Here is a 13,458-nt window from a genome sequence, read left to right on the forward strand (position 1 = left end):
CAATTATCCATCAATAATCAATAAAGATATGGCAAAGAAAATAGCAGATCAGCTGATTGAAACATTAGCAGCTACCGGTATAGAACGAATTTACGCAGTTACCGGAGACAGTTTGAATGAAGTAAATGAAGCAGTTAGGAAAAACGATAAGATAAAGTGGATACACGTTCGGCACGAAGAAACCGGAGCTTACGCCGCAGGAGCAGAGGCACAGCTTACAGGTCGCCCAGGATGTTGTGCCGGAAGCAGTGGACCTGGACATGTCCATCTGATTAATGGGCTTTATGACGCACAACGATCAGGTGCACCTGTTATTGCTATTGCCTCAACAATTCCCACCAATGAATTTGGAACCGAATATTTCCAAGAGACCAATACAATCAAACTATTCAATGATTGCAGTTATTACAATGAAGTAGCAACTACCCCAAAACAATTTCCCCGTATGCTTCAATCGGCTATACAAACAGCCATTACGCGTAAAGGAGTTTCAGTGATCGGACTTCCCGGAGATTTGGCTAAAGCTTCTTCCGTCTCTGTAGACTCTTCCACCCATGCTTATCCCACAAAATCTGAAATTTGTCCTGCGGAGGAAGATTTGGCACAATTAGCCGATTTACTAAATAAACATGAGAAAATCACTCTTTTCTGTGGTATCGGCTGTCGGGGTGCACATGAAGAAGTGATTGCTCTTTCCGAAAAGTTGAACGCACCAGTTGCATATACTTTCAAAGGGAAAATGGATGTACAATACGAAAATCCCTATGAGGTGGGAATGACAGGATTATTGGGAATGCCTTCAGGATATTACAGTATGCATGAGGCTGAAGTACTTGTGATGTTAGGTACTGACTTCCCTTACTCAGCTTTCCTTCCCGATGACATCAAAATAGTACAGATTGATATCAAACCTGAACGTCTGGGGCGTCGTGCCAAATTAGCAATCGGGCTTTGTGGAGATGTTAAAATGACTATCCAGGCATTATTACGTATGCTAAACCCTAAAACCAACGATTCATTCCTTGTAAAACAGCTAAAGCGGTATGAAGGAGTAAAAAAAGATTTAGCTGCCTACACAAAAGATAAAGGAGAAATTAATAAGATTCATCCGGAATATGTGATGTCAGAGATTGATAAACTGGCTTCGGATGACGCAATATTCACTGTAGACACAGGAATGACTTGTGTATGGGGAGCACGTTACTTACAGGCAACGGGTAAACGTCATATGTTGGGTTCATTCAATCATGGTTCTATGGCAAATGCTCTGCCACAAGCTATTGGAGCAGCTTTAGCTTGCCCCGAACGACAGGTTATAGCATTATGTGGAGACGGTGGATTATCAATGACATTAGGAGACTTGCAAACTGTTGTCCAATATAAATTACCTATCAAAATCATTGTATTCAATAACCGCTCTTTGGGTATGGTCAAATTAGAGATGGAAGTAGATGGCCTACCGGACTGGCAAACAGATATGCTGAATCCAAACTTTGCACAAGTGGCAGAAGCAATGGGAATGACAGGGTTCAATGTTAGTGATCCGGAAGAAGTATTAACTACTTTATATAATGCTTTCGAAATTGACGGTCCGGTACTGATCAATATTATGACAGACCCGAACGCACTTGCTATGCCTCCTAAAATTGAATTAGGGCAAATGGTCGGTTTTGCACAATCGATGTATAAGCTACTGATTAACGGACGGACACAAGAAGTCATTGATACGATTAATTCAAATTATAAACATATCAGAGAAGTATTTTAAAGGAGAAGCGATTTACCATTTGTTTAATTAAGGTATAGTTTGCCTGATGTTTCATTTACCATCAAGTAGATTATACCTTTTTACATGCTTCTTTGCATAAAATCATTTTATTTTCTTATGTTTGTATAATCATCAAAAAGAGAAACACATGGAAAAACCGGACTTTTCATCCCCCTTCCGCCAATCGATGTACGCAAATAAAAAAGAATGGAATCAACTTCTTTCCATCTTTTTACTAGCTGCCGGCACTGGCTTCACTATAGCAGGTATTATTTTTTTCTTTGCCTATAACTGGGATGCTTTATCCAAATTTGCTAAATTGGGAATCATAGAAGTGCTATTAACAGTCTCTGTCTTACTGGCTGTTTTTACCCGATGGAATATACTCATTAAACAGATCTTACTTACTGGAGCTACATTTCTTATAGGTACTCTTTTTGCCGTATTCGGGCAAATCTATCAAACAGGAGCTAATGCGTACGATCTTTTTCTAGGATGGACACTTTTTACACTCCTTTGGGCAATCGCCATCCGTTTCGCACCACTTTGGTTCACCTTTCTGGGATTATTTTGTGTCACCTTATGGCTATATGCCCTGCAAATAGTTCCCAATCAGATTCTCGAAGTAGCCCTACTGACCAATGCCGTTACATGGATATGCGCTTTGGCTACAATACTGGCCGAATGGATGAAAATGAAAGGAAAACTAGGAGCACATAATGACTGGTTTATCCGACTATTATCCGTAGCCACCATCATCCATGCCAGTTATCAAATAATCATTGCCATAGACAACAGCGAAAACATGATCATCTTTCCTTTAATCAGCGCTCTCCTTCTATTCCCAATCGGACTATGTTTTGGCTGGAAACAGAAGAATCTGTTCTATCTCTCTGCCATCCCTTTTGCCATACTGATGATTTTATTATTCCTATTTATAATCCGCAGTAATTTATATAGTGAATCAGCACTATTTTTTCTGAGTGGACTTATAGTTATTACCGGAACTACCCTACTTATATATACAGTACTCAACTTAAAAAAGAAATGGTATGGCACAAAATAATAGCCTGACAATCCAAGCCCTGTCAATCATAGGAGGAATCCTGACTGCTATATTCTTACTAGGCTTTATGTTTGTATCCTCAATTATTGATACGGAACTATCTGCAATGATAACAGGAGTAATACTAATAGTTGCTACACTGTTTATCAACCGAAGTTCTACAGCTTCTTTTCTAGACGCCATGAACATCACCCTCTATGTAGCTGGAACTATGCTATTAGGCTACGGCCTATTCCAAAACTTGGTACTCCTTTTTATCACTCTGATGATAATCAGTGTCCTTACCTTCCTATTCTCGAAAAATTTCATCCTCCCCTTCCTCTCAATTATCCTGTTCGCTTTTGCATTCCTTGGAGAAATAGCCCAGCTAACTTTCTCATGGGCACTATTGCAAATAGGTATGATACTTATATTAGCAGCTTTTCTTCTGACAAATATATACGAAACAAAAGTCTCTCTCGTATTTAAGAATCACCTTGCCAAATACAGACCGTTTCATGCTGGATTATTTGTCTCCTGCGTTGCATCATTAGTCATATTATCCATCTGTTCCCGGATGATCGATATCGACTTTTTCTGGATATCATCTGTTGCCATTTGGATAGGATTTTTTATCATTGTCCGCAAAATTATGGAAGTGATGGAAATAAAGCCGATAGCCAAACAAGCAGGAGTTTATGCTCTTTGCCTCATCATCTGCCTGCCTACCCTGTTTGCTCCCTATCTGTCAGGTAGTCTGCTTCTCATCCTGATTTGTTTCTATTATGGCTACCGGACTGAGTGTGCCACCGCACTCTTGCTATTCATCTATGCTATTTCGAAATACTATTATGATTTGAATCTAAATCTACTCCTGAAGTCAATCACTCTCTTCTTCACAGGAGTTGCTTTACTAGTAGCTTGGTATTACTTCACCCAAAAAAGAACGAAACATGAAAAAATATAGCCGGATACTGATTATCGCAAACCTAATCCTTCTATTGGGTTATTTCAATTGGTCTATTTATCAGAAGGAAAAGATACTGGAAAACGGGCAACTGGTGTTATTGCAACTAGCTCCGGTCGATCCCCGTTCCCTGATGCAAGGAGATTATATGCGGCTCAGTTACCAGGAAGCAAGATCGGGACTGTTACAGGAGAATACACCGACACATGGATACGCTATTCTGAAAACAGACAGTAACCAAGTGGGACAAGTCATTCGCCTGCAAGAAAATCTGGAGCCTATATCAGAAAATGAGCTGGCTATCAAATATAAAGTAGTTGATTCCCAGTTATTCTTCGGAGCAGAATCTTTCTTTTTTGAAGAAGGACAAGCCGATGTCTATGAAAACGCCGTTTATGGAGGATTGAAAGTAGACGGAAAAGGAGAAAGCTTACTGATCGGATTGTACAACGAGAAATTTCAGCTGATTCAGCCGGAGCCGGATAAATAGTTATCCATCAAAAAAGCACGATTACCTATCCACAGATAGCCACAACATCATTATAAAAGACTGACGGTATATGGTCAGGATAATGTCACCATCCTAACCATATACCGTCAATCTTTTATTGAGATACCGTCACTATCCTGAAAAGGTTCTTCTTACTCTTTTCAGTGATGTCAGATACTGCATTTACATTTACAATATGTAAGCATACATTGCTTATTTCTCTGTTAAGAACATAGGCCGCAATACCTGCAAATCTATTTCTTGTTGAGGTTTAAATTTGTCTGAAGCCATATATTCCAAAATGCTCTGTTTAAACTGAGCAGCAGATAATCTGATATCCAAATCTGTATCCAGATCAATGCTACAAACCATCAAATTACCCTTACCTACTTTACCTTCAAAAAGCACACCCAGTTTTCGGTTCTTGAACCAGTCATCAATGATATAAACCAATGGTCTGAAATCGTGAGAAAAATCATCCATTATCATAGCATTGCAATTTACAGCAAGATCTTTCCATTGAAAATCCGAGTAACCATCGTTCGGGAAAGAAGCAAAGACGTCATGTTTAGGATCGCATAAGAAACCTAAAGTCTGAGGAGGAGCATTGTTGGTCCAGGCTGTATTCCAAAAAATAGGAGAAAAGGCAGTTTTAATATCTCCACCTTTTTCCGGTGTAACCTTATCATAAGAAAGGAATAACACATTTTCACCTTGATTCAACTTCTCTATGGCTTTATTATCCAGATCATACGTGATATAAGGCATCTTTTGTATTTCTTTCTTTTCGGAAGGATATACCCATACATGCCAACTGTTAGCGATCTTAGTATTTTCTATATTCACTTTCAATGTCAGCTGAGTAGGATCAGTGAAAGTATTCAAAGGTAATTCGATGCTACCCACTTCTATCAAGTTTCCTATAGGAAGATCAGTTTTGAAAGAACCTGATTTTACAACATTACCCTCCTTTGTTTCAATATTCCACACAACAGTTACATCATTCAAAGGTTTCTCTCCAAAATGAGCAAACTCTATATCTGCTGTCAATTGTTCGTTATTGTTCCAGATCAGTTTGGACATTCTTGCCAATGGTACGGTTTGATTACAGAAGGTACTAAACTCTTTATCGTCCACATACCCTTTGCTTTCCCAAAAAGGATTCAGCACTCCCACTAAGGCAGTCCCCTGACCGGGAAAATCATGTAAGTCCAATAGTTGGAATCCGGCAAAGCCTGGAGTCCGCAGAGCAGCTTCTATGTCCATTTTATAGCACAAGGTTTGTAAACGACCGGAAGCATACAAATACTTCTCAGCCATATCCCCCAATCCTTTTTCATTTAAGGTTTCTCTAAAGATTTCAAAATTTTTGGCTTTCAATACACCTGTATATTTATCAATTTCCTTAAAGTCGGGATATACACACCACTGACCAACCTCATGACTTACCGTCGGCATATCTTTCTCTATGCGTTCTCTAAAGTCATAGTCAGTACGGGGAGTATACACATTCAGAATATTTTCTATACGCCCAATTCCTCCGATACGTGGGTGATCCGTATTAAAATAATCCGCATCTTTCACTTTAGGCCACCCAGCAGCACTGGTATATAATCTTCTACCGTCAGTCTGTTTCCAATGAACTACGAGATCATTCAAATAACTTCCTTGATTATCCCCTCCCGGCTCATTTCCATAAGCCAACAAACAGAAAGACGGATGATTTCCATACTCTTTCACAATGCGGTCACTCTCCTTTTTCAACCATTCATCCTGCGGATTGCCATCTCCTACCCAAGTCCATCCACCACACTCAACCTGAAGATATACTCCCATGCTATCAGCTACATGAAATGCAGCAGCAGGAGGACACCAGGAATGAAAACGAACATGATTCAAACCATAGCTCTTACACGTACTATAGATTTTTGTCCAATATTCATTATCCATTGCCGGATAACCTGTCTTCGGGAAAATACAGCATTCCAATGTTCCACGAAGGAAAAGAGGCCGACCGTTTATATCAAAACGAGTTCCATTTACGGTAAGATCACGAAATCCGAAATTGAGTTCTTTCTCGCTAGCTCCATCTGGAGAAGATAAAACAGCTTGTAACCGATAAACATTCGGAGTAAACTCAGACCATAACTTTACGCTATCTTCCCATTCAAGGGTGGTTTCTACATAATCACCCGCAGTAGATGCAATCTCTATCTCTTTTTTCAATACCGGACGACCTTCAAAAAGAACTTTCAGTGCCAGACGAGAATCTTCAGACTTCCCATTCAAGTAGACTTTAATGTTCGCCTTCTTTGCTTTCGCATCAGGGTACACTTGTATATGATCAATAGCCATAGCGGGAAGAGTCTTCATATTTATCGTGCCTATCACTCCATTCCAGTTTGACTGAGTGTGATCTGAAACACTATGAGCATTGGAACCGACATCAATGTGCATTCTATTATCAACTCTCAAAGTCAATAGATGCTTGCCGGGAGTCAAAGAACTGACTACATATCTATGAGGAACTTGCAAAGCATCCTGATGATCTATTTTCTTTCCGTCAATATATAATGAAGTCTCCCAATGAGTACGTTCAAATTCAAACTGAATCCGTTTGTTGTTCCATCCTTCCGGTATCTCTATTTCTTTTTGATACCAGGCAACACCTACATAATGTTTATCAGGATTTAACCAAAACGGCACTTTGACATTTCCCGGTTTCCGATATTTTGCATATTCGGCTGCTTCGTACCATGATTTATCATTCACCGACCCTGTCCATCGTGTATGGACACTCACATCATGTCCTTTCCCCTGCTCCTGTAAGGATCCCGGCAACTTAACACGTTCCGAAAGAGATTTCGTAGCCCAGTTCTCTTTTTCGCCAACATCATTACTATCCAAAGCAAAATTCCACTCTCCTGCCAAGGAATGAGCCAGATTTTTATTCGTCTGGCAAGCATATATTACACACAAAAGAGCTATAAAAACGCTCCAATTTACTATACTTCTTTTCATGGATTGATTTCTTTTTATTAATTAGGAAACTAATTTAGTACATTTCATTTAACTATGTTTGTTTTTCTTCTGATAAATTTCTTTCTTCTCATTTAAAAATATTCTTCAATATCTTTACGTCTACCTCATTTTGAGGATTGAATTTGTCGGAAGCCATATATTCCAGAATACTTTGTTTAAACTGAACAACAGATAATCTGTTTTCCAGATCGGTATCTAAATCGGCACTACAAACCATCAGATTACCTTTACCTACCTTACCTTCAAAGAGCATACCCAGTTTCCGGTTTTCAAACCAATCATCTATGATGTATACCAACGGGCGAAACTCATGTGGAAATTCATCCATTATCATGGCATTACATTTCACAGCTAGATCTTTCCATTGAAAATCCGAATAACCATCGTTCGGGAAAGAGGCGAAAGCAGGATGATTCGGATCACACAAGAGCCCCAATGTATGAGGAGGAGTATGACCATTCCAGGCTGTATTCCAGAAAACTGGGGTAAACGCAACGCCGATATTTCCTCCCTTTTCCGGAGCTACTTTTCCATAAGAAAGGAATAATACGTTTTCTCCTCGGTTCAGTCTGTCAATGGCTGCACCATTCAGATCATATGTGATATACGGCATCTTTTCGATAGCCTTCTTTTCAGCAGGATATACCCAGACATGCCAATTATTGGTAATCTCCGTATTCTCTATACCAGCTTTCAACGTCAGCTGTGCAGGAGTGGAGAAAGAATTCAGAGGGCATTCAATACTGCCTGCCTTCATACCACCACCAATCGGAAGATCACATTTGAAAGAACCTGATTTTACAACATCACCTTTCTTATTTTCAAGACTCCATACCACGTTCACGTCAGTCAATGGGTTCTCTCCATATTGAGCAAATTCAATGTCAGCTTTCAGTGTATCGTTGTTGGTCAATATTTGCTTAGGCATTCTTGCAAGAGGAACAACTTGGTTACAGAACATACTGTATTCCTTTTCGTCTACGTATCCTTTACTTTCCCAAAAAGGATTCAGTACTCCTACTAAAGCAGTTCCCTGTCCCGGGAAATCATGCAGGTCGAGCAATTGAAAACCTCCTAACTTCTCTGTTCTCAAAGCCATTTCTATTTCGGCTTTATAACATAAAGTCTGTAAACGTCCGGAAGCAAACAGGAACTTATCTCCCATGTCTTCCATTCCTGCTTCCTTCAGAGTCTCTCTGAAAATCTCGAAGTTCTTAGCTTTCAGGAAACCAGTATATTTATCAATCTCTTTAAAGTCAGGATATACACAATATTGGCCTATTTCATGACTTACCGTCGGCATTTCTTTGCCAATAAGTCTCTGATGATCATAATCTGTGCGGGGAACAGAAGTATTGAGAATGCTATTCATAGCTCCTCCGATACGAGGTATAGGCGTATTAAAATAATCCGCATTATCCACATAAGGCCATCCTGCGGCACTTGTGTACAATCTTCTATTGTCTTTTTGTTGCCAATGATCGATCAGACCACGCAAGTAACTTGCCTGTTTACCTCCTGCCGGTTCGTTCCCGTAACCCATCATACAGAAGGACGGATGGTTTCCGTATTCTTTCAGTATCCGGTCGCCCTCTTTTTTGAACCACTGGTCCTGCATATAGGCATCGCCTATTAAAGCCCATCCCCCACATTCAACCTGAAGGTATATACCTAAACTATCAGCTACATGGAAAGCAGCGGCAGGTGGACACCAGGAATGGAAGCGGACATGATTCAAACCATATTTCTTGCAGGTAGAATAGATTTTAGCCCAATAATCGTTGTCCATAGCAGGATAACCGGTCATCGGAAAAATACAGCATTCCAATGTTCCACGAAGGAAAGTCGGGCGATCGTTAATTTCGAAATGAGTGCCTGCCGTCTTGAAATCGCGGAATCCAAAATTTACTTCTTTTTCACTAACACCGTCTTTTGAATCCAGAACGGCTTGTAGTCGATAAACGTTAGGAGTAAATTCAGACCATAATTTTACATCATTATCCCATACAAGAGTTGTCTCCACACAATCCCCATCATCCGGAGTAACTTCTATATCCTTCTTCAGTACAGACTTGCCTTCGAAAAGAACGTTCAATGCCAAACGAGTGTTTTCCGGCTTTCCATCCAAATAAACTTTCACGATTGCTTTCGAATCTTTCGCATCAGGATAGATTTGTATATTGTCGATAGAGAAAGAAGAAAGTGCCTGCATATTCATTTTGCCAATTACTCCATTCCAGTTTGTCTGTGTATGGTCCGAAACACTGTGTGCATTCGAACCTACGTCCACATGCATCCGGTTATCAACTCTTAACGACAATAAATGCCTTCCGGGAGTCAAAGAGCTGAGTACATATCTGTGAGGAACATGCAGTGTATTCAAATGCCCAATTTTCTTTCCATCCACATAGAGTGAGGTTTCCCAATGAGTGCGTTCAAATTCAAATTGAACTCTCTTGTTCTTCCATGATTCGGGTATTTCAATCTCTTTCTGATACCATGCGACACCCACGTAATGTTTATCGGGAGTTAGCCAAAACGGTACCTTAACATTTCCAGGTTCACGATACTTGGCGTACTCTTCCTCGGTATACCAGGATTTGTCTGCTACATTTCCGGTCCATTGGGTATTGACACTTACATCATACCCTTTTCCCTGTTCCTGTAAAGAGCCCGGTAATTTGACCTGTTCTTGGAAAGACTTCATGGCCCAGTTCTCTTTTTCGCCAACATCAGTACTATCCAGTGCAAAATTCCATTCTCCCGACAAAGAACGATATGTATCGTTTTTCGTCTGGCAAGCGTACACTCCGCATAGCAGGAGCATAAAAGCACTTATTTTAATCAAACTTCTTTTCATTGGGATAAATAGTTATGTTATATTTTATTTCTTCAATTTTAATGTAACAACCAGTTCTAACCGACAACCGGCAACATTAGTAAAAGTTCCGACGTATTTTCCTGCTTTCTCTGCACTGAAGTTAAGTACAGATGCATCCCGCCGATCGGAAGTAAAGCCCGCAGGACCTTCCCAATGCCAGTTACCATTCATGGGATGAGGACCAAAAGTCACATTGTCGCCAGCTTTTAGCTCCATTTCTGTTACTTGCTGCCAACCACTGCCACTATTAAGATAAGACACAAGGTCAGGACAAACCACCTCTCCTTCTACCTTCACCGTAAAAGTCGTGCTTCTTTGACGACCGTATCTATCGGTACAAGAAGCTGTATATTCACCACCTTGATTGACCATCACCGGTGACAAGGTAACATCCCGCGTTCCGGCAAAGAAACCATCCGGACCAGTCCAACTCCAACTTAACTCACCGATAGCATCGGCCTGTACATCTAAAGTAATAGTTCCCCCCGGATTGACACGAATAAATTTACTTCTTAGCCATTTACCATCCATATCCCTGACACTAGATATTAAAATCGGTCCTTCCTCTCCTTTGACAGAAACCAGAAAGTTAGCCACACTTCGATATCCGGCCTCATTGGTATAAATAGCTGTATAAATACCTCCCTGTTTTATATTCTCCAGTTTCAATACACGCTCATTAAATGTGAAACCATCCGGTCCCTCCCAACGCCAGCTACCATTTTCAGGAAGTGGGTCAAGAGTCACAGTTCCTCCTTTTTCAACTATAGCAATACTTTCTTTCTCCACCTCTCCTTTGCTTACAGAAAGGTGAGGTTGTATCACTTGCATCTCTTTTATTCTCTGAGAAGCTATTTCTGCCATTAATGCAGCTCCCGAATCGTCAGGATGTACATCATCCGGGAATCCCTTATTTGCTCCCAGTAAAGGTTGGTGATAGTCAATAACTTGAGCCCCTATTTCTTTTGCAATCTGTTTCAAAACTGGAATCAATTCTTCTTCCACCACCTTATTCTGATCGGCTTTTGCCGGACCTAACAAAGGAGGAGGAAGACAAACATAAATAACCGGATCTTTTCCTCCTTGACGGAATTCATTCACCATTGCCAAATAATCCGACTTAAATTCCTGCTTCAACTTATTCCAACGTGATGGATGAGCATCATTCGTTCCTAAAGCAATAATCAGAATTTGCGGATTGGCTTCTTTAGCTCTTTTAAAATTGGAAGTAGCCCAATAAGGAGCCTCACTGTTTTTAAACATAGTAGTTCCGCTGACTCCACAGTTAAATACTGCATAGCCGTTTCCCAGCAGTTTATTGGTTTGAGCGGGCCATGCTTTTTCCTGACTTGTGTTTCCGTAGCCTTCGGTAATGCTGTTACCCACACAAACAACTCTTACCGGTGGGAGTTGTTTCACCACTGTTCTTGCTGCCGGAGCAGATACCTCACCCTCCATACTCCCATTTTCATTCTTACCACATGCCGTAAGAGAAAGAAAAAAGGCAAAACCTAATAATAAAATTATTCTTTTCATTTTCAATAAAATAACAGTCAATTTTCAGTTGTAAACTTTGGGCTTATCACTTCTCATTTATTCAATTTTCACAAGTATCTTTTCTAATATATAGCCCTATTGAGGAGTATTCAGACCCTATTTCCAGACTATTAATAACTGACAAATAGACTATTAATACCTGTCAAATAGCCCATTAATACTCTACAAACATAGAAATAAAAGCCTTCTGAAGCACCTAAAACCACTTGCGAAAATTAAATTATATATTTAATACCTATTTATTCAATACCTTTCTATTTACTTAACCTATTTTCCTTCTGTCCTGAAAGCAACAGGTCACCCATCTATTCAATCTTCCGGACATGCTTCACTCTTCTTTATTCCCCGAATGTTCCCATTGGGTTAGTCTCCGGAGTAACCTGATTCATCACTACCATACTTACCATTTCCAATGCTGACCATACCTTTCTTTTCAAAGGAGCATCTACAGGTGCATCAGGTGTCCGTACCGCCCATTCATTCCATGTAAGATTATCATTATTACGTCTTTTCCAAGAAAGCGTTGCATTGAGTTTCATCCATTCATAATAAGTGATCGGTTTCCGGTCTTTTGTATAAGTAGTCTCATAATTCCACAAGTTATTTTCATGTACGAAAAGCCCCATACCACGCGAAAATTCAGACTCCCAACTACCATCATAACGGTGAGCAGACATTATTCCTTCATTAGTTACACACTCCGTCATCACATATTTGATACATTGTTTGGCAGTTTCGGCATAAATAGGCTCTTTAGTAATCTGATATAATGCATTACATGCTTCGACAAAAGCCCCTATATTATATACATTGTACGAATTGGTCAGTTTTCCGGGTTCAGGACCGGAAATATTTTCATCAACTCCTCCCGTAGGCTGATACAAATGTGTATAAAGCCATTCAAAGAGTTCTTTGGCTCTTTGCAGGTATATTTCTTTACCGGTTGCTTCATAGAGGTAGCAAGCCATGGATACAGCAGGATTATTGCTCAAACCGGACTTACTCTCTTTATTAACGCTCCACCAGAGTCCCCCTCCATAGGTATTGTCATAGGCCTGCTTATAGAGATGATTCCAATCCCATTCTGCCTGTTCCAAGAAACGGGGTTCACCGGTAATCTGATACCCACGAATAAATGCTAATCCGGCCCAAAGTAGGTCATCAGTAAAGATGTTCCACGTCCAGTCGTGCGTATCGTTTGTTGCAGGATTCTTTTCGTGTTCCAAAAAAGAATAAAGTAATTCCGATAGCAATGGCTTTACAGATTCGTCCCCCACACATTGATAACGGTCTTCCACCATCAATATAATCAATGCATGATTCCAATAATAAGACCAGTCTTTAGTTCCCTGCTGATGACGATAGTAGATTCTTCCATCCTTGCTGTTCAGACGATCCAGAAGAAAAGCCCTGTTATAATAACAGAAAGCACTATCTGCCAAAGTAGGAGGAATTTCTTCGGTTCCCCACCATTTCGGATCAACCGGTGTTGCCGGTTGCTCTGTGCCTCCACCATTATTTCCACCGCCATTTGGATCCTCATCATCAATAATAGGTTTATCGTCACCTCCGCAGGATATGAATAGTGGTATAACAAAACAACTAATCAATAAGCTTTTCAATATATTCATATGACAAATATAATTTGATGAATAAAAGGGAGCACCTTCGATAGATATTCTTTATCCCTCTCTCAGGACACTCCCTA

General features: G+C 40.1%; 8 protein-coding genes. 4 read left to right on the top strand and 4 right to left on the bottom strand.

Annotated elements, in window-relative coordinates:
* The first annotated feature begins 28 nt into the window (after positions 1 to 28).
* The 4 genes from EJF25_RS19935 (at position 29) to EJF25_RS19950 (ending at position 4,270) form a co-directional block, all read left to right on the top strand.
* Positions 29 to 1,768, top strand: coding sequence for a thiamine pyrophosphate-dependent enzyme (locus tag EJF25_RS19935; RefSeq protein ID WP_125042419.1), 1,740 nt, complete (start codon positions 29 to 31; stop codon positions 1,766 to 1,768).
* 148 nt (positions 1,769 to 1,916) lie between these two features.
* Positions 1,917 to 2,834: a DUF2157 domain-containing protein gene (locus EJF25_RS19940; protein WP_125042420.1), complete on the top strand. Its 918-nt coding sequence runs from the start codon at positions 1,917 to 1,919 to the stop codon at positions 2,832 to 2,834.
* Complete coding sequence (locus tag EJF25_RS19945) at positions 2,821 to 3,780, top strand: DUF4401 domain-containing protein (protein WP_125042421.1); 960 nt, start codon at positions 2,821 to 2,823, stop codon at positions 3,778 to 3,780. Before EJF25_RS19940 ends, EJF25_RS19945 begins: the two co-directional genes overlap by 14 nt.
* Positions 3,767 to 4,270, top strand: a complete 504-nt coding sequence (locus EJF25_RS19950; RefSeq protein ID WP_125042422.1) for a GDYXXLXY domain-containing protein — start codon at positions 3,767 to 3,769, stop codon at positions 4,268 to 4,270. Before EJF25_RS19945 ends, EJF25_RS19950 begins: the two co-directional genes overlap by 14 nt.
* 213 nt (positions 4,271 to 4,483) lie before the next feature.
* On the opposite strand, the gene EJF25_RS19955 is transcribed toward EJF25_RS19950, so the two are convergent.
* From EJF25_RS19955 to EJF25_RS19970, 4 genes are all read right to left on the bottom strand, one after another.
* Positions 4,484 to 7,291, bottom strand: a complete 2,808-nt coding sequence (locus EJF25_RS19955) for a DUF8487 domain-containing protein (RefSeq protein ID WP_125042423.1) — start codon at positions 7,289 to 7,291, stop codon at positions 4,484 to 4,486.
* Between the two features lie 88 nt (positions 7,292 to 7,379).
* Positions 7,380 to 10,172 carry a DUF8487 domain-containing protein gene (locus EJF25_RS19960; protein WP_125042424.1) on the bottom strand — a complete coding sequence of 931 codons (2,793 nt, stop codon included), beginning with the start codon at positions 10,170 to 10,172 and terminating at the stop codon, positions 7,380 to 7,382.
* 24 nt (positions 10,173 to 10,196) lie between these two features.
* Positions 10,197 to 11,729: a GDSL-type esterase/lipase family protein gene (locus EJF25_RS19965; protein ID WP_125042425.1), complete on the bottom strand. Its 1,533-nt coding sequence runs from the start codon at positions 11,727 to 11,729 to the stop codon at positions 10,197 to 10,199.
* A gap of 359 nt (positions 11,730 to 12,088) precedes the next feature.
* The gene (locus EJF25_RS19970) at positions 12,089 to 13,381 is read right to left on the bottom strand and encodes a glycoside hydrolase family 76 protein (RefSeq protein WP_125042426.1); all 1,293 of its coding nucleotides are present in this window, start codon (positions 13,379 to 13,381) and stop codon (positions 12,089 to 12,091) included.
* Positions 13,382 to 13,458 lie beyond the last annotated feature (77 nt).

The sequence above is a fragment of the Bacteroides faecalis genome (genome assembly GCF_003865075.1).
Classification (GTDB): domain Bacteria; phylum Bacteroidota; class Bacteroidia; order Bacteroidales; family Bacteroidaceae; genus Bacteroides; species Bacteroides faecalis.

What these genes read in the sequence shown, in the direction of transcription:
- EJF25_RS19955 (WP_125042423.1), bottom strand. Translation starts at nt 7,291, where the DNA reads ATGAAAAGAAGTATAGTAAATTGGAGCGTTTTTATAGCTCTTTTGTGT.
- EJF25_RS19965 (WP_125042425.1), bottom strand. Translation starts at nt 11,729, where the DNA reads ATGAAAAGAATAATTTTATTATTAGGTTTTGCCTTTTTTCTTTCTCTT.
- EJF25_RS19950 (WP_125042422.1), top strand. Translation starts at nt 3,767, where the DNA reads ATGAAAAAATATAGCCGGATACTGATTATCGCAAACCTAATCCTTCTA.
- EJF25_RS19935 (WP_125042419.1), top strand. Translation starts at nt 29, where the DNA reads ATGGCAAAGAAAATAGCAGATCAGCTGATTGAAACATTAGCAGCTACC.
- EJF25_RS19940 (WP_125042420.1), top strand. Translation starts at nt 1,917, where the DNA reads ATGGAAAAACCGGACTTTTCATCCCCCTTCCGCCAATCGATGTACGCA.
- EJF25_RS19945 (WP_125042421.1), top strand. Translation starts at nt 2,821, where the DNA reads ATGGCACAAAATAATAGCCTGACAATCCAAGCCCTGTCAATCATAGGA.
- EJF25_RS19970 (WP_125042426.1), bottom strand. Translation starts at nt 13,381, where the DNA reads ATGAATATATTGAAAAGCTTATTGATTAGTTGTTTTGTTATACCACTA.
- EJF25_RS19960 (WP_125042424.1), bottom strand. Translation starts at nt 10,172, where the DNA reads ATGAAAAGAAGTTTGATTAAAATAAGTGCTTTTATGCTCCTGCTATGC.